Origin of the sequence: Saccharopolyspora antibiotica, from assembly GCF_047200635.1 — a bacterium.
In the GTDB taxonomy this organism is placed as follows: Bacteria; Actinomycetota; Actinomycetes; order Mycobacteriales; family Pseudonocardiaceae; genus Saccharopolyspora_C.
Genome location: NZ_JBJZOI010000027.1, coordinates 1 through 20,036, shown reverse-complemented (window position 1 = coordinate 20,036; position 20,036 = coordinate 1). Strand labels below are relative to the sequence as shown.

At 73.0% G+C, this 20,036-nt stretch carries 20 protein-coding genes; 8 read left to right on the top strand and 12 right to left on the bottom strand.

Annotation, left to right across the window (positions count from 1 at the left end; translation table 11 throughout):
- Nucleotides 1-4: 4 nt before the first annotated feature.
- The 4 genes from ACL03H_RS20755 to hisD are packed head-to-tail and all read right to left on the bottom strand — an operon-like array spanning nucleotide 5 to nucleotide 3,260.
- Nucleotides 5-160 carry a hypothetical protein gene (locus ACL03H_RS20755; protein WP_412812955.1) on the bottom strand — a complete coding sequence of 52 codons (156 nt, stop codon included), beginning with the start codon at nucleotides 158-160 and terminating at the stop codon, nucleotides 5-7.
- On the bottom strand, nucleotides 157-789 hold the full coding sequence (gene hisB, locus ACL03H_RS20750) for an imidazoleglycerol-phosphate dehydratase HisB (RefSeq protein ID WP_412812954.1): 633 nt from the start codon (nucleotides 787-789) through the stop codon (nucleotides 157-159). Before hisB ends, ACL03H_RS20755 begins: the two co-directional genes overlap by 4 nt.
- A complete protein-coding gene (locus ACL03H_RS20745) occupies nucleotides 786-1,907 on the bottom strand; it encodes a histidinol-phosphate transaminase (RefSeq protein ID WP_412812953.1) in 1,122 nt (373 codons plus the stop codon). Before ACL03H_RS20745 ends, hisB begins: the two co-directional genes overlap by 4 nt.
- Before the next feature lie 27 nt (nucleotides 1,908-1,934).
- The gene (gene hisD / locus ACL03H_RS20740) at nucleotides 1,935-3,260 is read right to left on the bottom strand and encodes a histidinol dehydrogenase (protein WP_412812952.1); all 1,326 of its coding nucleotides are present in this window, start codon (nucleotides 3,258-3,260) and stop codon (nucleotides 1,935-1,937) included.
- A 198-nt stretch (nucleotides 3,261-3,458) separates the two neighbouring features.
- Between hisD and ACL03H_RS20735 the strand changes: the two genes are divergently transcribed.
- Entirely contained in the window at nucleotides 3,459-4,673 is a 1,215-nt protein-coding gene (locus ACL03H_RS20735) for a M14 family metallopeptidase (RefSeq protein ID WP_412812951.1), read from the top strand.
- Between the two features lie 127 nt (nucleotides 4,674-4,800).
- Complete coding sequence (locus tag ACL03H_RS20730; RefSeq protein WP_412813000.1) at nucleotides 4,801-5,643, top strand: SAM-dependent methyltransferase; 843 nt, start codon at nucleotides 4,801-4,803, stop codon at nucleotides 5,641-5,643.
- A 39-nt stretch (nucleotides 5,644-5,682) separates the two neighbouring features.
- Here ACL03H_RS20730 and ACL03H_RS20725 read toward each other — a convergent pair whose 3' ends face one another.
- From ACL03H_RS20725 to ACL03H_RS20715, 3 genes are all read right to left on the bottom strand, one after another.
- Nucleotides 5,683-7,092: an HNH endonuclease signature motif containing protein gene (locus ACL03H_RS20725; protein WP_412812950.1), complete on the bottom strand. Its 1,410-nt coding sequence runs from the start codon at nucleotides 7,090-7,092 to the stop codon at nucleotides 5,683-5,685.
- Nucleotides 7,093-7,229: 137 nt separating this feature from the next.
- The gene (locus ACL03H_RS20720) at nucleotides 7,230-7,391 is read right to left on the bottom strand and encodes a hypothetical protein (RefSeq protein ID WP_412812949.1); all 162 of its coding nucleotides are present in this window, start codon (nucleotides 7,389-7,391) and stop codon (nucleotides 7,230-7,232) included.
- Between the two features lie 166 nt (nucleotides 7,392-7,557).
- Nucleotides 7,558-8,235, bottom strand: coding sequence for a DUF2848 domain-containing protein (locus tag ACL03H_RS20715; RefSeq protein ID WP_412812948.1), 678 nt, complete (start codon nucleotides 8,233-8,235; stop codon nucleotides 7,558-7,560).
- Between the two features lie 98 nt (nucleotides 8,236-8,333).
- Between ACL03H_RS20715 and ACL03H_RS20710 the strand changes: the two genes are divergently transcribed.
- Complete coding sequence (locus ACL03H_RS20710; protein WP_412812947.1) at nucleotides 8,334-9,650, top strand: MFS transporter; 1,317 nt, start codon at nucleotides 8,334-8,336, stop codon at nucleotides 9,648-9,650.
- Here ACL03H_RS20710 and ACL03H_RS20705 read toward each other — a convergent pair.
- Nucleotides 9,604-10,230 carry a GntR family transcriptional regulator gene (locus ACL03H_RS20705; protein WP_412812946.1) on the bottom strand — a complete coding sequence of 209 codons (627 nt, stop codon included), beginning with the start codon at nucleotides 10,228-10,230 and terminating at the stop codon, nucleotides 9,604-9,606. The two genes, ACL03H_RS20710 and ACL03H_RS20705, sit on opposite strands and share 47 nt — an antisense overlap.
- An 87-nt stretch (nucleotides 10,231-10,317) precedes the next feature.
- Here ACL03H_RS20705 and ACL03H_RS20700 point away from each other — a divergent pair, with 87 nt between their 5' ends.
- On the top strand, nucleotides 10,318-11,109 hold the full coding sequence (locus ACL03H_RS20700) for a carbon-nitrogen hydrolase family protein (RefSeq protein ID WP_412812945.1): 792 nt from the start codon (nucleotides 10,318-10,320) through the stop codon (nucleotides 11,107-11,109).
- A gap of 12 nt (nucleotides 11,110-11,121) precedes the next feature.
- On the opposite strand, the gene nadC is transcribed toward ACL03H_RS20700, so the two are convergent.
- The 3 genes from nadC to nadA are packed head-to-tail and all read right to left on the bottom strand — an operon-like array spanning nucleotide 11,122 to nucleotide 14,602.
- A complete protein-coding gene (gene nadC / locus ACL03H_RS20695; protein ID WP_412812944.1) occupies nucleotides 11,122-12,009 on the bottom strand; it encodes a carboxylating nicotinate-nucleotide diphosphorylase in 888 nt (295 codons plus the stop codon).
- A complete protein-coding gene (locus ACL03H_RS20690) occupies nucleotides 12,006-13,601 on the bottom strand; it encodes an L-aspartate oxidase (protein ID WP_412812943.1) in 1,596 nt (531 codons plus the stop codon). The genes nadC and ACL03H_RS20690 overlap by 4 nt, the downstream gene beginning before the upstream one ends.
- Nucleotides 13,598-14,602 carry a quinolinate synthase NadA gene (nadA, locus tag ACL03H_RS20685; protein WP_412812942.1) on the bottom strand — a complete coding sequence of 335 codons (1,005 nt, stop codon included), beginning with the start codon at nucleotides 14,600-14,602 and terminating at the stop codon, nucleotides 13,598-13,600. Before nadA ends, ACL03H_RS20690 begins: the two co-directional genes overlap by 4 nt.
- A gap of 85 nt (nucleotides 14,603-14,687) precedes the next feature.
- Between nadA and ACL03H_RS20680 the strand changes: the two genes are divergently transcribed.
- Genes ACL03H_RS20680 through ACL03H_RS20670 form a run of 3 tightly spaced genes read left to right on the top strand, consistent with a single transcriptional unit; the run spans nucleotide 14,688 to nucleotide 17,147 of the window.
- Nucleotides 14,688-15,401, top strand: coding sequence for an NUDIX hydrolase (locus ACL03H_RS20680; RefSeq protein ID WP_412812941.1), 714 nt, complete (start codon nucleotides 14,688-14,690; stop codon nucleotides 15,399-15,401).
- 56 nt (nucleotides 15,402-15,457) lie between these two features.
- The gene (locus ACL03H_RS20675) at nucleotides 15,458-16,135 is read left to right on the top strand and encodes an LON peptidase substrate-binding domain-containing protein (protein ID WP_412812940.1); all 678 of its coding nucleotides are present in this window, start codon (nucleotides 15,458-15,460) and stop codon (nucleotides 16,133-16,135) included.
- Nucleotides 16,136-16,172: 37 nt separating this feature from the next.
- Nucleotides 16,173-17,147: a hypothetical protein gene (locus ACL03H_RS20670; RefSeq protein WP_412812939.1), complete on the top strand. Its 975-nt coding sequence runs from the start codon at nucleotides 16,173-16,175 to the stop codon at nucleotides 17,145-17,147.
- Between the two features lie 2 nt (nucleotides 17,148-17,149).
- Here ACL03H_RS20670 and ACL03H_RS20665 read toward each other — a convergent pair whose 3' ends face one another.
- Nucleotides 17,150-17,722, bottom strand: a complete 573-nt coding sequence (locus tag ACL03H_RS20665; protein ID WP_412812938.1) for a DUF2567 domain-containing protein — start codon at nucleotides 17,720-17,722, stop codon at nucleotides 17,150-17,152.
- A 341-nt stretch (nucleotides 17,723-18,063) separates the two neighbouring features.
- On the opposite strand from ACL03H_RS20665, the gene ACL03H_RS20660 reads away from it, so the two are divergent.
- Nucleotides 18,064-20,010 (top strand): arabinofuranosyltransferase, encoded by a 1,947-nt coding sequence (locus ACL03H_RS20660; protein WP_412812937.1) that lies wholly within the window; start codon nucleotides 18,064-18,066, stop codon nucleotides 20,008-20,010.
- The last annotated feature ends 26 nt before the right edge of the window (nucleotides 20,011-20,036 follow it).

Below are 20,036 nucleotides of genomic sequence, written 5' to 3'. Positions count from 1 at the left end.
CCCGTCACAGCAGCCAGGCGATCCCAGCCGCCGCCGCCACGGCGGCGAGCACGCCCAACGCCACCGCGGCCACCCGGGCGGTCCGCCACAGGGAGGCGACCCCGCCCACCAGGAAACCCGCGACGGCCAGCAGCACGATCGGCCCCAGCGCCTCCCTCACAGGGCGCCCTTGGTCGAGGGGACCACACCCGCGAAGCGCGGATCCGGCTCCACGGCGGCGCGCAGAGCCCGCGCGATCGCCTTGTACTGCGCCTCGGCGATGTGGTGCGGATCCCGGCCGTGGATCACCCGCACGTGCAGGTTGAGCTGCGCGTGGAAGGCCAGCGACTCGAACACGTGCCGGTTCAGCACGAACGGGTAGTTCCCGCCGATGGTGAAGGCGTTGTACTGCTCGGGTTCCCCGTCGAGCACGCAGTACGAGCGTCCGGACACGTCCACCGCGGCGTGGGCGAGCGTTTCGTCCATCGGGATCCAGGCGTCGCCGAAGCGGCGAACGCCCTTCTTGTCACCCAGCGCCTGCCGCAACGCCTGCCCCAGCACGATCGCCGTGTCCTCCACGGTGTGGTGCGCGTCGATGTCGACGTCGCCGGAGGCCTTCACCTCCAGGTCGAACGCGGCGTGGGTGCCCAGCGCGGTCAGCATGTGGTCGTAGAACGGCACCGCGGTGTCGATGTCGACCTGCCCGGTGCCGTCGAGGTCCAGCCGGACCAGGACCGAGGACTCCTTCGTGGTGCGTTCCACCCGTCCCGTGCGGGTGCCCGGCGCGAACGTCGTGTCGGTCCCCGTCATCGCGTGCCCCCCTCGTTCACCAGAGCCCCGGCCGCGGCCAGGAACGCGTCGTTCTCCTCCGGCGTGCCGATGGTCACCCGCAGGTGCCCCTCGATTCCGACATCGCGGATCAGCACCCCGGCGTCCAGGAAGCGCCGCCAGGCGGCACGCGCATCGGCGAACCGGCCGAACAGCACGAAGTTCGCGTCGCTGCGCACCGGGGAGAAGCCCGAGTCCCGCAGGGCCGCCACCACCCGCTCGCGCTCGTCCACCAGGGCCCGCACCGAGGCGAGCGTCGCCCGCGCGTGCCGCAGCGCCGCGCGCGCCGCCGCCTGGGTCGGAGCCGACAGGTGGTACGGCAGCCGCACCAGCAGCAGCGCGTCGATCACGGCGGGCGAGGCGGCCAGGTAGCCGAGCCTGCCACCGGCGAACGCGAAGGCCTTGCTCATGGTGCGGCTCACGATCAGCTTCGCCGGGTACTCGTCGATGAGTTCGACGGCGCTCGGCTCCGCGCAGAACTCGACGTACGCCTCGTCGACGACCACCACGCCCGGGGCCGCGTCGAGCACCGCACGCAGGTCCGCCTGCGCCACCGCCTGCCCGGTGGGGTTGTTCGGGCTGGTCACGAAGACCACGTCCGGACGCCGCTCGGCCACGATCGCCGCCGCCTGCGCTCCGTCCAAGCTGAAGTCCGCACGTCGGGGCGCGGGCAGCCAGTCCGTGCGGGTTCCCGCGGACAGGATCGGGTGCATCGAGTAGGAGGGTTCGAAGCCCAGGGCGGTGCGCCCAGGGCCGCCGAAGGCCTGCAGCACCTGCTGCAGGACCTCGTTGGACCCGTTGGCCGCCCACACGTTGTGGACCGAGACGGTGACCCCGGTGGCCCCGCTGAGGTAGGCGGCCAGGTCCTCGCGCAAGGCCACCGCGTCCCGGTCCGGGTAGCGGTGCAGCGTCTCGGCGGCCTCCCGGACCGCCTCGGTCACCTCCGACACCAGTTCCGGCGGCGGCGGGTACGGGTTCTCGTTCGTGTTCAACCGCACCGGCACGTCCAGCTGGGGCGCGCCGTACGGGCTGCGGCCGCGGAGGTCCTCGCGCAGCGGAAGATCGGTCAGCGCCACCTCGGCGCCGAGCACGTCACTCATGGTTCTCTCTTCGGGATCGCGGGGTCGTCAGTCGAGTCCGGAGGGGAAGCGGGCCGCGACGGCCTGCCCGTGCGCGGGCAGGTCCTCGGCCTCCGCGAGCGTGACCACCTGGCCCGCCACGTCCCGCAGCGCCCGCTCGTCGTAGGAGATGACGTGGATGCCGCGCAGGAAGCTCTGCACGCTCAGCCCGGAGGAGTGGCGGGCGCAGCCACCGGTGGGCAGCACGTGGTTCGACCCCGCGCAGTAGTCGCCCAGCGAAACGGGGGCGTGCGGCCCCACGAAGATCGCACCGGCGTTGCGCACCCGGGACGCCACGCCCGCGGCGTCATCGGTCTGGATCTCCAGGTGCTCGGCGGCGTAGGCGTCCACCACCGTCAACCCCTCGTCGAGGGTGCCGACCAGCACGCAACCGGACTGCTCCCCGGTCAGCGCGGTGCGGATCCGGTCGACGTGCTTCGTCAGCGGCACCTGGCGGGCGAGTTCCGCGTCCACCGCGTCGGCGAGCTCGGGCGAGGTCGTCACCAGCACGCTGGCGGCCAGCGTGTCGTGCTCGGCCTGGCTGATCAGGTCGGCGGCCACGTGCACCGGGTCGGCCGTGCCGTCCGCCAGCACCGCGATCTCCGTCGGTCCGGCCTCCGCGTCGATGCCGATGACGCTGCGCAGGTGGCGCTTGGCCGCGGTCACGTAGACGTTGCCGGGGCCGGTGACCAGGTCAGCGGGCGTCAGCGGTGTGCCGTCGGGATCGGTGCCGCCGTAGGCGAGCAGCGCCACCGCTTGAGCTCCGCCGACCGCCCAGACCTCGTCGACCTCCAGCAGCGCGGCCGCCGCCAGGATCGTCGGGTGCGGCAGCCCGCCGAACTCCGCCTGCGGCGGCGAGCACACCACCAAGGACTCCACCCCGGCGGCCTGCGCGGGCACCACGTTCATCACCACGCTGGACGGGTACACCGCCAGCCCGCCGGGGGCGTACAGCCCCACGCGGGCCACCGGCACCCAGCGCTCCGTCACGGTGCCGCCGGGCACGACCTCGGTCGTGACGTCGGTCCGGCGCTGCTCCGCGTGCACCCGGCGGGCGCGATCGATGGACTCCTGCAGCGCGGCGCGGATCTCCGGGTCCAGGCCGTCCAAGGCGGCCGCGAGCTCGGCCCGGGGCACCCGGACCCGCTCGGGGCGCACCCCGTCAAACTTCTCGGTGTACTCGAACGCCGCCTCCGCGCCGCGCTCGCGGACGGCCTCGATCACCGGCCGGACCTGGTGCAGCACGTGCTCGACGTCCGTGTCGGCGCGCGGCAGCGTGGCGCGCAGCTCGGCGGTGGACGGAACACGACCGCGCAGGTCGGTACGGGTGAGCATGGGCGTCCTTCCGAAGCGGAGCGATATCGGCGAGTAGCTCGACCACCAGGGTAATCGCCCAGCTCGGCGCCGTCCGACGCGCGTCCGCGCACGAACGGGAAAACGGCGATCGGCGGGTTCCGACGTAAGTGGGTTGCCAGGGCCCCGTAACTCGGGGAATCTCACCCGATCACCATCCGTGATCGATCGGAGGCCCCGATGTCCAGCGCACGGCGCAGAGCAACGGCGGTGGCGGCCGCCGCCTCCCTGGCCCTGCTACTCCCGGTCCAGGCGAGCGTCGCCGCACCCCAGCAGGAGCCCGCGGCGGAGGCCACCGGGGTCTACGCGGTGCCGAACACCGACAGCCGCATCCGCACCGACATCAACTCGTCCGGCGCCCAGGTCCTCGGAGCGAAGGACGGTGTCGCGACGGTGGAGGCGACCGCCGCGCAGGCGGAGGAGCTGCGCGCCCAGGGGCTCTCCCCGCGCCCCAAGGCGTCGCCGAGGGACTTCCCGCCCGGCGACGAGGCCTACCACAACTACGACGAGATGGTCGCCGAGCTCGACGCGATCACGGCGGACCACCCGGACCTCGCCGCCAAGTCGAGCCTCGGCACCAGCTACGAGGGCCGCGACATCCCGCTGCTGAAGATCAGCGACAACGTGGCGGAGGACGAGGACGAGCCCGAGGTCCTGTTCGACTGCAACCAGCACGCCCGCGAGCACCTCACCACCGAGATGTGCCTGCAGATCGCCAATCGCCTCACGGACGGTTACGACGACCCGGCGATCCGGGAGAACGTCGACAACCGCGAGATCTGGATCGTCCCCTCGGTCAACGTGGACGGTTCGACCTACGACGTCGAGTCGGGCGAATACCAGGGCTGGCGCAAGAACCGGCAGGACAGCGGCACCGACCTCAACCGCAACTGGGGTTACCTGTGGGGCTGCTGCGGCGGTGCCAGCGACGACCCGCGGGACGAGACCTACCGCGGCCCGGAGGCGTTCTCCGCGCCGGAGACGGCCGCGCTGGCCGAGTTCATCGACTCCCGCGTCGTCGGGGGCACCCAGCAGATCAAGTCGGCGATCGACTTCCACACGTTCTCGGAACTCGTGCTCTGGCCGTTCGGCCACACCCAGGACGACGTGACCGAGGGCATGACGCAGGAGGAGTACGACCGCTTCGAGGAGGTCGGCACCGAGATGGCGCGGACCAACGGCTACACCCCCCAGCAGTCGAGCGACCTCTACACCACCGACGGCGACAGCCTCGACTGGATGTGGGGCAAGCACAAGATCCTCGCCTTCACGTTGGAGATGTACCCCTCCGATGGCGGGCTCGACGGGTTCTACCCGCCCGGTGATGTGATCGAGCGCGAGACCTCCCGCAACGACGCGGCGGTGGACATCGTGCTCCGCGAGGCGGGTGCCTGATCCGGACGGCCTGACCCACCTGCCACGGGAAAGCCCGGATGCCCGCTCGGGGTCCGGGCTTTCCCCTCGCCGGATCGCGGGCGAACGCTAGTGTCGCGATCACCGGCTCGGGCGGGAGGGGTTCGCGATCAGCAGCGATGACGATCTTCTCGAGGAGCTGGCGGACATCCACGGGGACCTGGACCTCCAGCGGCCCAACGCCGCGCGCATGTACGACTACTACTTGGGCGGGACGCAGAACTTCCCGGCGGACCGCGAGGCCGCCGAGCAGCAGCTGAGCCTGCTCCCGGAGACCCGGACGGGAGTCCGCGAGAACCGCGCCTTCCTGCGCCGGGTCGTGCGCTACTGCGTCGAGCGCGGCATCCGGCAGTTCCTGGACCTCGGCTCGGGCATCCCGACCGCCGGAAACGTCCACGAGGTGGCGCGCCGCGGACGGCGGGACGCCGTGATCGCTTACGTCGACGACGAGCCGGTGGCCGTCGCGCACGCCAGGCGCCTGCTGCACGGCGAGCCCCAGGTGTCGGTGACGCAGGCCGACCTGACCAGGCCCGCGGACGTGCTCGCCGCACCCGGGGTGCGCGACCTGCTCGACTTCGACGAGCCGGTCGCCGTGCTGGCGCTGTCGGTGCTGCACTTCGTTCCGGACGAGGCGGACCCTCCCGGGATCCTCGCCGCGTACCGGGAGGCCTGCGCACCGGGGAGTACGCTCGCGATCAGCCACGCCTCCGGCGCCGGTCTGTCCTCCACGCAGGTGGTCGAGGGGCTGCGGATCTACGACCAGACCGCGACGCCGCTGAGCCTGCGACCGGCCGAGCAGGCTGGGGAACTGCTCGACGGCTGGTCGCTGATCCCGCCCGGAGTGGTGTCGGTGGTGGACTGGCGGCCGGACTTCCCGGTGCCCGGGGAAGTGCGGGCGGCGGTCAGCAACGGCTGGGCCGCCGTCGGCGCACTTCCGCCACCGCCTCGCTGAGCGACGGCACCCGGGCGCGCGGGGGTGCCCGTGCCGCCGTCAGGACGCGGACAGGTCGGGTGGTTCGTGCTGAGCCCGGTTGCCGGGCCTGGGTGTTCGGTGCCGGTCGACCCACTCGGGCGGGGTGAACACGGGCCGTCCCGCTTCGAGCTCGACCTCCCACCGCTGCTCGTGCACCACCGAGTGGTGGTGGGCGCAGAGCATGACCAGGTTGTCCAGCGCCGTCGCGCCACCGTCGGCCCAGTGCCGGACGTGGTGCGCCTCGGAGGCGCCGGTCGGGGGATCGCAGGCGGGGAAGGCGCACTTGCCGTCCCGGGCGAGCAACGCCGCGCGCAGGTGCGGCGGCGCCGAGCGCCGCGCACGACCGACGTCCAGCGGGCGGCTCTCACCGTCCAGGAGGACCGGCAGCAGCTCGGCATCGCAGGCGATCCGGCGGGCGCTCTCCGCGGTGATCGGCTGGCCGGTGGTCTCGATCGTGCCGCCGAGCCGGTCGCCCGCGAGCGATTCCCGGAGCTGCTCGTGGCCGATGGTGATCGTCAGCTGCGGGCGCTGCCCGCCGTGGCGGGGGAGTTCGTCGGCGCTGAGCGCGATGTCCACGAGTTCCGCGAGCGCGTCCGCGTTGCGCTTGGCCGTCGTCCGGCGATCCCGCTCGCCCCCGTCGCCGGGGCGCGGGACGGCCAGCGGTTCGAGCGCGGCCCGCAGCTTGGCACCGCTCTCGCGGTCCAGCCGCCCCTTGAGCAGGGTCCTGCCGTCGCGGTCGGTGGTCAGGTGCAGTTCGCGGTGCTCGACGTGCGACCGCTCGTCCCGCAACGCACCGTCCTGGTCGAGGAGGTACCGCACCCGCTCGGCGGCGATCTCCAACTCGCGCGGGGAGAGGACTTTGGCCTCCTCGGCGAGCAGCTGCTCCACTCCGGCCCGCTGCCCGGCATCGATCCGGGACGGCAGCTTGTCCATCGCGTGCTCGATCACCTGGGCGTGCGCGAGGCTCGCTTCCCGGTCGTGAAAAACCCGGGCGGTCGCGGGCAGCACGGGCGGTAGCGGCTCACCGCCGAACTCGACTCGTTCCGCCACGACTCGTCCGACGACCACGCGGGAACGGGCGTCGCCGTAGCCGATGTTGAGCAGTTCTCGCAGCCATGCCGGGGCGGAACGAGCACCAGCGGTGCGGTGCAGGCCGCGGCGCTCGGCCTCGGCGATGAGTTCGGTCTGCCAGGACAGCGCGGCCCGGAGCGCCGACTCGGCCTCGCGGATTCCCTCGACCAGCTCGGCGTCCGAGCGGGACGGAGCGGGCCGCTCGCCGCGGCCCAGGAGTCCGTCCACCGCGCTCGCGAGCTCGGCCCGGGCGTCCGGGGCTGCGGTGGCGCCCTCGGCAGCACCGGCCGACTCGCGCCGCGGCTCCGGTGAACGGGGCTGCGGCACGCGGGTCTGCGACGCGACCAAGGGCTCCATGACGACGAGTGTTCCCGCTCGAACAGCGGTTCGTCATCACTTGAAGGTGGTGTATCCACCCCGGAACGGCCACCTCGCGACCCGGACCGCCCGCCCCGCGGGGCCGTCCGGATCTCGCCAGGGCCTCCCCGAACCGATCAGGACAGCAGGAGGACGACGACTCCCACGAGGATGCCCACCAGGACTACCACCGCAGCGGTGATGAGCACCGCCCGCATCTGGGGCCGGTCCTCCTGGACCTCCGACTGCGCCCGCTCGCGCCACTGCATGAAAGTGGTGCCTTCGCCGCTGTCGCTCACGTCTTCCTCCCACTCGTCGTGTGCTGCTCCTGGCACCGTTCACGGCGGGCCGCCGCGAACTTGCAGGGAGTCACGATGCCACATCGGGCGGATCACATTCCGACCACGTGCCCGGTGGATCGACGAAGCCCGCGACGCGACAGGACCTTCGGGTGACCACCGCAGGTCAGGCGATCGGCCCCGGCAGCTCGCGCACGGTGTAGCCGCACTCCAGCACGTCCCCGGTGACGGGATCGGCGAGCGCGACCCGCCAGGACCCGGCGAACTGGTCGACCGCCCCGTCCATCGGGATCGTGCCGGAGAGCAGCACCGTACCGGTCTCGTCCAGCCCGAGCTCGCGAAGCCGGTCCAGCCAGTACCGCGGGGTGAGCAGCTCCGCCAGCGTTCCCCGCTGGATGCGCCGACCACCGGCCTCGCCGATGAGGGTCAGCGAGTCGATCCGGTCGGCGACGTCGACCAGTCGCCACGCCCGGGAGCCGAGCACGTCGGGGCCGGCCTGCTTGCTCCACGCGACCCCGTGCACCTCCAGCTGCCGGTCGGTGTGGTCGCAGGCGGCGGTGAGCAGCACGTCCTCCTCCCCGGGTCCGGCGATGACCAGGGCCCACTCGGCCTCCCCCGAGGTCCGCGCGTGCTGCGCGGGGACCTCGTCGACCTGCATCGCCAGGTAGGGCGCGACTGGGTAGAGGCAGGGGGTCCGGGTCGGCGCGGGCACCCCGAGCTCGGCGAGCTCGGCGACGTGAGCGGCCACGTCGTCCTGGCTCCGCCCGGCGTACCCGGCGTTGAGCAGGGAGCGCACGGGCACCTCCACGGACCTGCCCGCGACGTCGAAACGAAGTGGAAACATCAGACCCTCCCCATCGGCATACTTCTTGTATACAGTTCGTACCACATCTCGGCCGGGCACCCGGTCGATGTGACGGACCCCCTCGACAAGGACCGCCGATGAGTCGAGCACTCGCCGACACGCCCACCCGCCCGCCGCGCAAGGACCTCGTCAAGGCCTTCGTCGCCGCGCTGTCCGGGACCTCCCTGGAGTGGTACGACTTCGCCGCCTACTCGGTGGCCTCCGCACTGGTCTTCGGAGATCTGTTCTTCCCCAGCCACGACCCGCTCTCGGGCACGCTGCTGGCGTTCTCGACCTACGCCGTGGGTTACCTGTCCCGGCCGCTGGGCGGCTTCGTGTTCGGCCGCCTGGGCGATGTGCTGGGCCGCAAGCAGGTGCTGGTGATCACGCTGCTGCTCACCGGCATCGCCACGGTGCTCATCGGCGTGCTGCCCACGCACGAGCAGGTGGGTCCGCTGGGCGCCGTGCTGCTGGTGGCCCTGCGCTTCGCCCAGGGCGTCGGGATCGGTGGCGAGTGGGGCGGTGCCGTGCTGCTCTCCAGCGAGTTCGGCGACGAGCGGCGCCGCGGCTTCTGGGCGTCCGCCGCGCAGATCGGCCCGCCGGCGGGCAATCTCCTGGCCAACGGCGTGCTCGCCGTGCTGGCCGCCGCGCTCACCGCGGAGCAGTTCCTGGCCTGGGGCTGGCGGGTCGCGTTCCTGCTCTCCGCGGTGCTGGTGCTGTTCGGCCTGTGGATCCGGGTGAAGCTGGAGGAGACCCCGGTGTTCCGGCAGTTGCAGCGCTCCGGCGAGCGGGCCTCGGCACCGCTGCGCGAGGTGTTCACCGAGGAGCCGCGCGCCCTGCTCGCCGCGATCCTCTCCCGCGTGGGCCCGGACGTGCTCTACGCGCTGTTCACGGTCTTCGTCCTCACCTACGTCACGAAGGAGCTGGGGCTCCCGCAGGGCTGGGCGGTCACCGGGGTCATGATCGGCTCGGCCTGCCAGCTCGCGTTGATCCCGGCCGCGGGCCTGCTGTCGGACCGGTGGGGGCGGCGCCGGGTGTACGCGATCGGAGTGGTCGGCGGGGCGGTGTGGCCGTTCGCGTTCTTCCCCCTGATCGGCGTCGGTTCGGCGCCGCTGCTGGTGGTCGGGGTGGTGGTCGGCCTGCTGTGGCACTCGCTGATGTACGGCCCGCAGGCCGCCTTCGTGGCCGAGCAGTTCAGCACCCGGCTGCGCTACACCGGCTGCTCACTCGCCTACACCTTGGCCGGGGTGATCGGTGGAGCGCTGGCCCCGCTGCTGTTCACCGGGCTGTTCGCGTACTTCGACACCTGGATCGCGCCCGCCTGCTACCTGCTCGCGGCCTGCGCGGTCACTCTCGTCGGCCTGGCGATCAGCCCGCGAGCAACACCTGCTGCGTCGCGCCCAGATGCGCGGTGATCGCGGCCTCGGCGGCCTCGGTGTCGCCCTCGGTGAGCGCGGCGAGGATCGCGTCGTGCTCGTCGACGACGGCGGTGCGCCGGTTCTCCGCAGAGAACAGCGCGACGATGCCCGCGCGGATCTGGCGTGCTCGCAGCCCGTCGTAGTTCTTGGTGAGCATGTCGTTGCCGACGGCCCGCACCAGGGCGGAGTGGAACCGGTGGTCGAGGTCGATGAAGGCCCTGGCGTCCTCGCCCGCGCGCAGCGCGCGCTGCCGGTCCAGCTCACCGCGCATCTCGGCCACCGGAACGGTCCCGAGTTCCAGGGTGCGGCGGGCGGAGTAGCGCTCCATCATCCCGCGCAGCTCGAACAGCTCCCGGATCTGCCTGCCCCCGACCGGTGCGATGTAGGCGCCGCGCTTGGGGACCAGCTGCACGAGTTCCTCCGCGGCGAGCAGCAGCAGCGCCTCCCGGATCGGCGTGCGCGAGACCCCGATGTCGTCGGCGAGGGTCTGCTCGTTGACGAACCGGCCCTGCATCGCCGGATCGCTGAGCACGGTGTCCTTCAGGTGGTCGTAGGCGAGCTGGCGGCCCGAGGTCAACGGTGGCTCCTAGCGGTGCGGGCGGTCGTCCGGAACCGGAACTCTTGCATATCCTGGGTATGCAACCACAGTGGAGAGGCTGAACCCATGCGCGTGGCGCTGTGCCAGATCGTGTCCACCCCCGACCCCGCGGCGAACCTGGAGCTGGTGGCGGACGGCCTCCGCGAGGCCGCCGCCGCGGGCGCGCGGCTCGTGGTCTTCCCCGAGGCGACCATGGCCTGCTTCGGGGTCCCGCTGGCACCGCTCGCCGAGCCGCTGGACGGCCCCTGGGCGACCGAGGTTCGCCGGCTCGCCGCCGAGGCCGGGATCACCGCGGTCGTCGGCATGTTCACCCCCGCCGGTGATGGCAGGGTGGCCAACACCCTGCTGGTGACCGGGCCGGGGGTGGAGGCGCACTACGACAAGATCCACCTCTTCGACGCGTTCGGCTTCGCCGAGTCGCGCACCGTCGCGCCCGGCGCGGAGCCGCTGGTCGTCGAGGTCGACGGCACCCGGGTCGGCGTCACGACCTGCTACGACGTGCGCTTCCCCGGGCTGTTCACGACGCTGGCGGAACGGGGGGCGACGGCGATCGTCACCGCTGCCTCGTGGGGAGCCGGTGAGGGCAAGCGCGAGCAGTGGGAGCTGCTGGTGCGCGCCCGCGCCCTGGACAGCACCTCGTGGGTGGTGGCCTGCGGCCAGGCCGACCCGCGCACCGCGGGCGTCGAACCGGGCGGCAAGGCCCCCACCGGCATCGGGTACAGCACGGTGGCCACCCCGACCGGCACGGTGCACGAGCAGCTCGCCGACGCGCCCGGCGTGCTCGTCACCGAGCTGGATCCCGAGGCCGTGGACCGGGCTCGGGCGAGCATCCCGGTGCTGGCGAACCGGCGGTTCTGACCCGGCGCGCGCTCACATGTCCAGGCCTAGGTCCAGCGCCGGGGACGAATGGGTGAGCGCGCCGACCGCGAGGTAGTGCACCCCGGTCTCCGCGTAGGCGCGGGCGACGCCGAGCGCGAGCCCGCCGGAGGCCTCCAGCTCGGTCCCCGGGGAGATCTCCTTCGCCCGCCGCACCGCGTCGGCGCAGTCCTGCGGGGAGAAGTTGTCCAGCAGCACGAGCTCGGCACCCTCCTCCAGCACTTCGTCGAGTTCCTCCAACGTGGTCACCTCGACCTCGATCGGGAGCTCCGGCGCGTGCGCGCGGCAGGCGCGCAGGGCGGCGACGGCCGAGCCGGCGGCGACGACGTGGTTGTCCTTGATGAGCATCGCGTCACCCAGGCCCATCCGGTGGTTCACTCCGCCGCCGCAGCGGACCGCGTACTTCTGCAGGACCCGCAGCCCCGGCAGCGTCTTGCGGCTGTCCCGGATCCGGCAGCCGGTGCCTTCCACCGCTCGCACCCACTCGGCGGTGGCGGTGGCGATTCCGGAGAGGTGGCAGAGCAGGTTGAGCGCGGTGCGCTCGGCGGTGAGCAGGCCGCGGACCGGTGCGTGCACGCTGAGCGCGCTCTCCCCGGGCATGATCATGTCGCCGTCGTTGCGGCTGTGCAGGACCTTGTAGCCGTCCGGCCCGAGCACCTCGTCCAGCACCGCCCGCGCGACCGGGACACCGGCGACGACCCCGGCGGGCCGGGAGCTGAAGGTGGCTTCGGCGATGGCATCCACGAGGACGGTGGCCTCGGTGGTGACGTCGAGCCCGTAGCGCAGGTCCTCGGCCAGCGCCGCGCGCACCAGCGAGCGGACCTCCTGCGGGTCGAGCCCCGCCGAGCGCAGGTGATCGGTGGTCACCTCGGACAGGGTCATGCGACGCTCCTCACGGGTTCGCGGTCGGTGCGGAACAGCCAGCCGGACACGTCCAAGCGCAGCGCGATGCTGCGCCGCCAGCGTACGTCGTCGATCTCCGGGTGATCCCGCCTCCGGTGGCTGCCGCGGGATTCGGTGCGGGCTTCGGCGGCGGTGAGCAGGGCCTGCGCGGTGAGCGCCAGCGACGCGTCCTCGACGGCTTCCCTGGTCCGCAGCGGCCGGACGACCCCGGCCTGGTCCAGCGCGATGCGAGCCTCCGCGAGTCCTTCGGCGCTGCGTCCGATCCCGGCGTGCCGGGACAGGGTGCGCTGCAGCAGGTCCCGGTCCACCACGGCGGCCGCGGGCACCGGGACCAGGACCGGTCTGCGGACCGCGGCCCCTCGGGCCAGGTCGCGGGCGACGGCCTCGGCCGCGCGGGCGCCGACGACGAGGCCTTCCAGCAGGCTGTTCGAGGCCAACCGGTTCGCCCCGTGCAGGCCGGTCCTGGCGACCTCCCCGGCCGCGTAGAGCCCGGCGACGCCGGTCCTGCCCTCCACATCGGTCACGACACCGCCGCAGGCGTAGTGCGCGGCGCTGGTCACCGGGATCGGTTCCCGCACCGGATCGATGCCCGCGCGCAGGCAGGAGGCGTGCACGGTCGGGAAACGCGCGGCGAAGCCGTCGATCCCGGTGGCGTCGAGCAGCACGTGCTCCGCCCCGGTCTCGCCGAGCCGGCGGTTGATCTCCGCGGAGACCACGTCGCGCGGGGCGAGGTCCGCCTGCGGGTGCGCACCGGCCATGATCCGCTCGCCTCGCACGTCCAGCAGCACCGCGCCCTCGCCGCGCACGGCCTCGGTGATCAGCGGCCGCCTGCCCCTCGCCGCACCGGGGGTGTGCAGCACGGTCGGGTGAAACTGGACGAACTCCAGGTCGGCGACGGTCGCTCCCGCGCGCAGCGCGAGCGCGATTCCGTCGCCGGTGGCCACCTCGGGGTTGGTCGTCGCTGCGTAGAGCTGGCCAAGACCGCCGGTGGCGAGCAGCACGGCGGGGGCACGCAGCACGCCGGGGTTGCCGTGCTCGTCCAACGCGAGCACGCCGGCGAGGGCACCGCTCTCGTCGCGGACGGGTTCCACGACGCAGTGCCGCTCCAGCACCGGGATCCCGTCGGCGCCCACGGCGCTCGAGAGCGCGCGCTGCACCTCGGCGCCCGTGGCGTCGCCTCCGGCGTGGATGACGCGGAACGCGGTGTGGCCGCCTTCGCGGGTGCGGGCCAGCGCGGCGCCTGCGAGGTCGAACCGGGCGCCCGCCGCGCGGAGCCGTTCCACGGCGGCGGCCCCGTCGGCGAGGATGGCGCGCACGGCGTCCTCGTCGCAGAGCCCGGCTCCGGCGGTGCGGGTGTCGGCCGCGTGCCGCTGGACGCTGTCACCGTCGTCGTGCTCGTCGTCCCGCACCACCGCGACCCCGCCCTGGGCCCAGGCCGTGTTGCCCGCTCCTGCCGAATCCTTGGTCACCACGAGGGTCCGCAGCCCGAGCTCGCGGGCGCGGAGCGCGGCGGTGAGACCGGCGACTCCGGTGCCGACGACGACCAGGTCGGCGCGCGCCTCCCAGTTCACTCGCCGCCTCCGGGATCGCCGATGCTGATCATGCGCTCCACCGAGGCGCGGGCCCGTTCCGCGACGTCGCGGGGCACGTGCACCTCGTCGGCCTCCTCGCGAAGGCACCGCAGCAGCGCCGCAGGGGTGATCATCTTCATGTAGCGGCAGGACGCGCGGTCGTTCACGGCCTGGAAGTCGATCTCGGGGGCGGCGCGGCGCAGCTGGTGCAGCATCCCGACCTCCGTGGCCACCAGGACCGACTCGGCGCCGGTGGCGCGGGCCGCGTCGAGCATCCCGCCGGTGGAGAGGATCTTGACCCGGTCCGCGGGTAACGTCCCCTCCCCGGCGAGGTAGAGCGCGGAGGTCGCGCAGCCGCACTCGGGGTGGATGAACAGGTCCGCGTCCGGGTTCGCGGCGGCGCGATCGGCGAGCTCGGCACCGTTGATCCCCGCGTGCACGTGGCACTCCCCCGCCCACACGTGCACGTTCTCCCGGCCGGTCTCGCGGCGCACGTGCGCGCCGAGGAACTGGTCCGGGCAGAACAGCACCTCCCGTTCGGCGGGGATCGAGCGCACCACGTCGACCGCGTTCGAGGAGGTGCAGCAGATGTCGGTCTCGGCCTTCACCTCGGCGGTCGTGTTCACGTAGGAGACGACGACGGCACCGGGGTGCTCGGCCTTCCAGTCCCGCAGCTGTCCGGCGGTGATCGAGTCGGCGAGGGAGCAGCCCGCGCGGGCGTCCGGGATCAGGACCTTCTTCCCGGGACTGAGGATCTTCGCGGTCTCGGCCATGAAGTGCACGCCGCAGAACACGATGGTCGAGGCGTCGCTGGAGGCCGCGATGCGGCTGAGCGCGAGCGAATCCCCGGTGTGGTCCGCGATGTCCTGGATCGCGGGCAGCTGGTAGTTGTGCGCCAGGAGCACCGCGCCGCGCTCGTCAGCGAGCCGCCGGACCTCCCGCGCCCACTCCTCGTCCGGCTCGACACCCGTGTAGGGCACGAGCTGTTCGGCCACCACCATCTGTTCCTCCTCACCCCCGGGCGCGCACTCCCGCGCGCCTCCCGGCGTTTGCCCGCCGAGTAGTTTTCGCCTTAGGATCGAAAACATGCCCCATCGTAACACCGCTGCTTGCGGGGACAAGGGAGATCCGGCTCACGAGGTGCTCGCCGGCGTGCTGCGCGCCTGCGAGGGGCGGCTGCACGTCCTGCTCTGGCAACGCGCCAAGCCCCCGCACGAGCACCGCTGGGCCCTGCCCGGCGGCAGGCTCGGAGCGGACGAGGACGTGGAGACCTCCATCCGCCGCCAGCTCGCGGAGAAGGTCGACGTGCACAAGCTCAGCCACGTCGAGCAGCTCTCGGTGTTCAGCGCTCCCGACCGGGTCCCGGGCGTGCGGGTCGTGGCGACCGCCTTCCTCGGCCTGGTGCCCTCGGACGTGGATCCCGAGGTCCCGGCCGACACCGCCTGGCACCCGCTGGACGACCCGCCCCCGACCGCCTTCGACCACGAGGCCATCACGCACGCGGCGCGGGCCCGGCTCCGCGCGAAGCTGTCCTACACCAACATCGGTTTCGCGCTCGCCCCGACGGAGTTCACCATCTCGGAGCTGCGTCGGATCTACTCCGCGGCGCTCGGCTACGAGGTCGCCGCGACGAACCTGCAGCGGGTCCTCACCCGCCGCGGAGCCCTGCGGCCCACCGGCCGGACGGTGCCCGCGGGCCCGGCGGGAGGCAGACCGCCCGCGCTGTTCCGGTTCACCGCTCCCGACCTGGAGGTCACCGATCCGTTCGCGGTGCTGCGGCCACCGGCCGAACGTGCGTGAGGCCACCGGGGCGTCGTGCTGGCAGGACCGCGGGCCCGGGACGTAGGTTGGCGGCTGTGACCGAGACGCTCCCGCTGTTCCCGCTGAGCACGGTGCTGCTGCCCGGCGCCGACCTCCCGCTGCACATCTTCGAGGCGCGCTACCGGCAGCTCGTGCTCGACCTGGTCAACGACGTCGTCCCGGACCGGCGCTTCGGCGTCGTCGGGATCCGGCAGGGTTGGGAGGTCGGCGACGACAACGTCGACTCGATGTACGACGTGGGTTGCTCGGCGCGGCTGCGCCAGGTGCGGCAGCTGCCGCAGGGCCGCTACGACATCACCGCCGACGGCTGCCGGCGCTTCCGCCTGCTGCAGATCGACCGGGAGGCGGCGCCGTACCTGATGGCTCGCGTCGAGTGGCTCCCCGACACCGAACCGGCCGAGGACCCGAGGCTGATCTCCCGGCTGGACTCCGCGGCCCGCGCCGCCCACGAGCGCTACCACGGCACCGGTCTGCGCGGGGAGCACTACGACGCGCCCGACGCGGAGCTGACTCCGGGCGAGCTGTCCTACGCGCTGGCGGAGGACTGCGTGCTCAGCGCTGACGACCGCCAGGAGCTGCTCGCCGAGACCGACCCGCTGGAGCGGTTGCGGCTGGTGCGGCGGCTGCTCGTGCGGGAGGCCGAGTTCCTGCGCGAGCTGCGGGCCGTGCCGGCGCCGCTGGCGGAGTTCGCCGAGCAGACCAGCCCGAACTGACCCCGGGCCGCGCGGGGCGCTCGCTAAGATCGCCCCCATGTCATCACCTGGAGGGCCGGGGAACTGGGGTTCTCCGGACAACGGGGGATCCGGGGAGCGCTGGGGCGGATCGGGCGACCGGCCCCCGCAGCAGCACCCCGGTGCTCCCCAGCAGCAGTTCGCGCGGTCGCCGTACCAGAGCGGCATGGAGTACCAGGGCTTCGGCACCTTCCAGCAGCCGCAGTCCTCGGACCAGTGGGGCGCCTCCCCGCACTTCCCCCCGCCACCACCTCCGGGACCGCGGCGATCGAGGCGGGGTCCGCTGATCGCGGCGCTCGCCTCGGGCGCGGTCGTGGTGATCGCGACCGTCACCTCCGTGCTGCTGGTGAACGCGCGGCAGGAGCAGGCAGCGGGCCCGGCCACGCCTTCCAGCGCCCCCGCTCCCCCGCCGGCCTCCTCGCAGCGGCCCACCGCCTCGGCACCGCCGCCGGAGCCGGTGGTTCCCGGTTGGCAGGTCGTGGCCGTGCCCAAGCGCGGCGCCGTGTACGACGCCCCGCTGGAGTGGCAGCTGGAGACCCCGGAGAACATCGTCGGATTCGGGCCGCCGGAGGACCCGGTCACGATGTCCGGCGTGGCGATCTTCCAGGAGGGCTTCTGCCCGGACGCTCCGGGCAGCTACCGCGCGATCGCCGGGTCCACCGGCCGGGCCGGGACGGACGACGCGACGGTCGCCACCGACACGGCGCGGAAGTTCGCCGAACTCGCCTACGGTGGTCCCGGCGCGCGGATCGACCTCGCCCCGCCGCGGCCGGTGCGGCTGGCCGGCGGCATCGCGGCCAGCAAGGTCGTCGCCACCGTCGTGCCCGCACCCGGCCCCTGCGGATCGCCCGGCGTGGTGATCAACGTGCTGGCCACCAACAACGACGGCAAGGGCTCGGTGGTGCACATCGCCGCCGCTGACCAGGGCATCCCCGGCGCGGTGCCTCCCGAGGCCCTGGACCAGGTCACCGCGTCGCTGCGCCCGGCGGGGTGACCCTACCGGCGGCCCAGGTCGTCGAAGCCGTTCCACGAGGTGGCGATCCCGTAGCCGAGCGCCATCGCCAGCGGCTGCGCGAGCACCGCCCACCAGCTCGCCACCTCGGGCGGCGCGGTGAGCGGGTCCCCGAAGCCGAGCCCGGCGGGCGCGGGGTAGAGCTCGGCGGCGAAGGTGGCGCCCATCCGGATCGCCAGCCACGAGGAGATCAACGAGCCCAGCACGCCCGCGACGAGCAGCACCGGTCCGCGCCGCCCGCGCAGCGTCCACAGCACCGCCGACGCGACCAGCCCGGTCCCGAACGCGAGCAGCAGGAACACCGCGAGCGCGTCGAACCGGTGGTAGCTCTCCACGATCTGCGCGGGAACCGGTGCGCCGGAGCGGCCCAGCAGGCTCTGCTGCGGGGGGGCCAACCGCGACCACGCCCAGGCCAGCGGCATCCCGAGCAACGCCACCAGGGACAGCGCGCTCAGGCCGGGCAGCAGGTCGGCGCGCACCACGACGGGGGCGGTCCGCTCGGACGACCATCCCCGCGGTTCGGGGACGGCGCTGGTCTCGACCGCTCCTGGGGACAACAGCCGATCCTCCTCGATGTGGGGCGAACGCGGCGAACCGCGCTGCGGTGCCGGTTCGGCGATGAGCAGCCAGCACTGTACTGCCTGCCCGACCGCTCCAGCTCCGCCGCTGCTGCCGCGGTCCGGTCGGCGGCGAGAGCACGGCGCGGCACCGCGAGTTCGCCGGGAGACCGTCGGCCGCACCCGGCCAGGCGCGGCGCGGACGCCGGGTGGCCATCCTCTATTCTGCGCGGGCGTCCTGTCCCCCACTGCCGAAGGATCGAACTCACGTGGCGGGAACCTTGCCGAGTCCGGTGCTGACCGGACCCCGACCCATCGATGCGCCGCACCAGGATTCCGCCGTGCGACTTCCGCTGCGCAGCGCGGTCTCCGAACTGCTGGTGGGATCGGTGCTCGCCGCGGTCGTCAGCCTGGGTCTCCAGTTCGGGGTGGCGCGGCTGGGCATCAGCGAGCCGAGCTTCGCCCCCGAAGCGCTGGCGTCGCTGGGCGCGGCCCTGGTGTTGTTGATCACCTTCGGCCTGCTGGCGTTCGGCCCGAACCGCTTCCCGCGCCCGTTGCGGCTGGCGGGGACCTGGGCGGCGCTGTCCGCGTTCACCACCCTGGCCCTGGCGATCCCGCTGCAGGCGACCCGGTTCTACTTCGGTGGTTCCTCCACCGACAACGGCTTCCGGTTGCAGTACATGACCAGGATGGCCTCGACCTGGGGCCTGTCGGACATGAACTACGCGGACACCGCGCCGTACTACCCCGGCGGCTGGTTCTGGCTGGGCGGTCGCTTCGCGAACCTGCTCGGGTGGGAGGGCTGGGCCGCCTACAAGCCCTACGCGCTGATCTGGGTGGCGGTGACGAGCGTCGTCGCGTTCACCCTGTGGAGCATCGTGGTGCGGCGGCGGCTCGCGCTGCTGGCCGCGCTCGCGACCTCGCTGGCGGGGATGCTGCACGGCATCGAGGAGCCCTACGCGTGGCCCTCGGCGGCGTGGCTCGCGCCGGTAGCGGTGCTGACCTGGAACGCGATGCGGCGCGAGGGGCGGTCCCCGAGGTGGACGCTGGTCTGCGTCGGCGGCTACGTGGGTTTCGCCGCGATCACCTACACGCTGCACTTCGGCTTCGCGGTGCTGCTGATCGTGGCGATGGCCGTGGTGGCCGGCGCGCTCCGGGTGCGGCGGGGGGAGGCGCTGTGGCCGACGGTGCGGCGGATGTTCTTCCGCCTGTTGCCGATCGGCGTGGTGAGCGGCCTGATCTCGCTGCTGGTGTGGCTGCCGTACGTGCTGAGCACGCACGTGTTCACCGACAACCCGCGCAGCGCGGCGCTGCACTACCTGCCGGAGGACGGGTCGTTCCTTCCGGTGCCGATGATGGACGCGAGCCCGTTCGGCGCGCTGTGCCTGGCCGGTGTCGCCTGGCTGGTGCTGCGCGGCAGGCGCAGCGAGGTCGCGGGCGCGATGCTCACCGTGGTGATCGCGATCTACACCTGGTTCGGCCTCTCCACGCTGGCGCTGGTGGCGAAGACGACGTTGCTGGCGTTCCGGCTCAACGTGATCCTCGGCGTGGTGCTGGCCGTGGCGGGAGTGTTCGCCGTGCTGGAGCTCATCGGCTGGGTCCGGGAGCGGGTCGACCTGAGCTACGCCGCGCGGATCACCGGTCTGGCGTTCGCCCTGGGCCTGCTGGGCGCGATCACCTTGACCCAGGGGGCGATCGGGAGCGCGCTGGCACCTTCGACGGAGCAGGCCTACGAGGACTACTACCCGACGGGTGACAACGCGAAGGGCGCTCGGGACCCGCAGCGCACCGGTTCCTGGGCGGACGACGTGTACCGCACGATCTCCGGGCTCACCGGCCGCCCGCCGGAGCAGGACCTGCTGCTGAGCACCGACTACAAGCTGATGTCCTTCCGCCCGTACTGGGGTTTCCAGCAGGAGACGCCGCACTACGCGAACCCGCTGGCCGAGTACGACGAGCGCACCGCGGAGATCCAGCGGTGGACCGAGGCGCGCGACGCGGACGAGCTGCTGGGGATGTTGCGCGGCAGCGAGTTCGCGGCGCCGAACGTGTTCGTGCTGCGGGTCCAGGACAGCCCGGTGGCTTCCGCGGCCGATCAGGAGCGGGCCGCCGATCCGTCCGACGAGGACGGTCGCAAGCTCGCGCTGAACCTGAAGGGCGACGCGTTCCCGCAGCTGCCGAACGTGCGGGACTACGACGTGTTCTTCGATCCGGCGGTCTTCGACGACCCGCGGTTCGAGCGCCGCGACGTCGGCCCGTACGCGGTGATCGCCGTGCGCGGCCGCTGAACCACCAGGACGACGTGAAGAGGGGG

What these genes read in the sequence shown, in the direction of transcription:
- hisD (WP_412812952.1), bottom strand. Translation starts at nt 3,260, where the DNA reads ATGCTCACCCGTACCGACCTGCGCGGTCGTGTTCCGTCCACCGCCGAG.
- ACL03H_RS20745 (WP_412812953.1), bottom strand. Translation starts at nt 1,907, where the DNA reads ATGAGTGACGTGCTCGGCGCCGAGGTGGCGCTGACCGATCTTCCGCTG.
- nadA (WP_412812942.1), bottom strand. Translation starts at nt 14,602, where the DNA reads ATGGTGGTGGCCGAACAGCTCGTGCCCTACACGGGTGTCGAGCCGGAC.
- ACL03H_RS20710 (WP_412812947.1), top strand. Translation starts at nt 8,334, where the DNA reads ATGAGTCGAGCACTCGCCGACACGCCCACCCGCCCGCCGCGCAAGGAC.
- ACL03H_RS20735 (WP_412812951.1), top strand. Translation starts at nt 3,459, where the DNA reads ATGTCCAGCGCACGGCGCAGAGCAACGGCGGTGGCGGCCGCCGCCTCC.
- ACL03H_RS20670 (WP_412812939.1), top strand. Translation starts at nt 16,173, where the DNA reads ATGTCATCACCTGGAGGGCCGGGGAACTGGGGTTCTCCGGACAACGGG.
- ACL03H_RS20715 (WP_412812948.1), bottom strand. Translation starts at nt 8,235, where the DNA reads ATGTTTCCACTTCGTTTCGACGTCGCGGGCAGGTCCGTGGAGGTGCCC.
- nadC (WP_412812944.1), bottom strand. Translation starts at nt 12,009, where the DNA reads ATGACCCTGTCCGAGGTGACCACCGATCACCTGCGCTCGGCGGGGCTC.
- hisB (WP_412812954.1), bottom strand. Translation starts at nt 789, where the DNA reads ATGACGGGGACCGACACGACGTTCGCGCCGGGCACCCGCACGGGACGG.
- ACL03H_RS20700 (WP_412812945.1), top strand. Translation starts at nt 10,318, where the DNA reads ATGCGCGTGGCGCTGTGCCAGATCGTGTCCACCCCCGACCCCGCGGCG.
- ACL03H_RS20725 (WP_412812950.1), bottom strand. Translation starts at nt 7,092, where the DNA reads ATGGAGCCCTTGGTCGCGTCGCAGACCCGCGTGCCGCAGCCCCGTTCA.
- ACL03H_RS20680 (WP_412812941.1), top strand. Translation starts at nt 14,688, where the DNA reads ATGCCCCATCGTAACACCGCTGCTTGCGGGGACAAGGGAGATCCGGCT.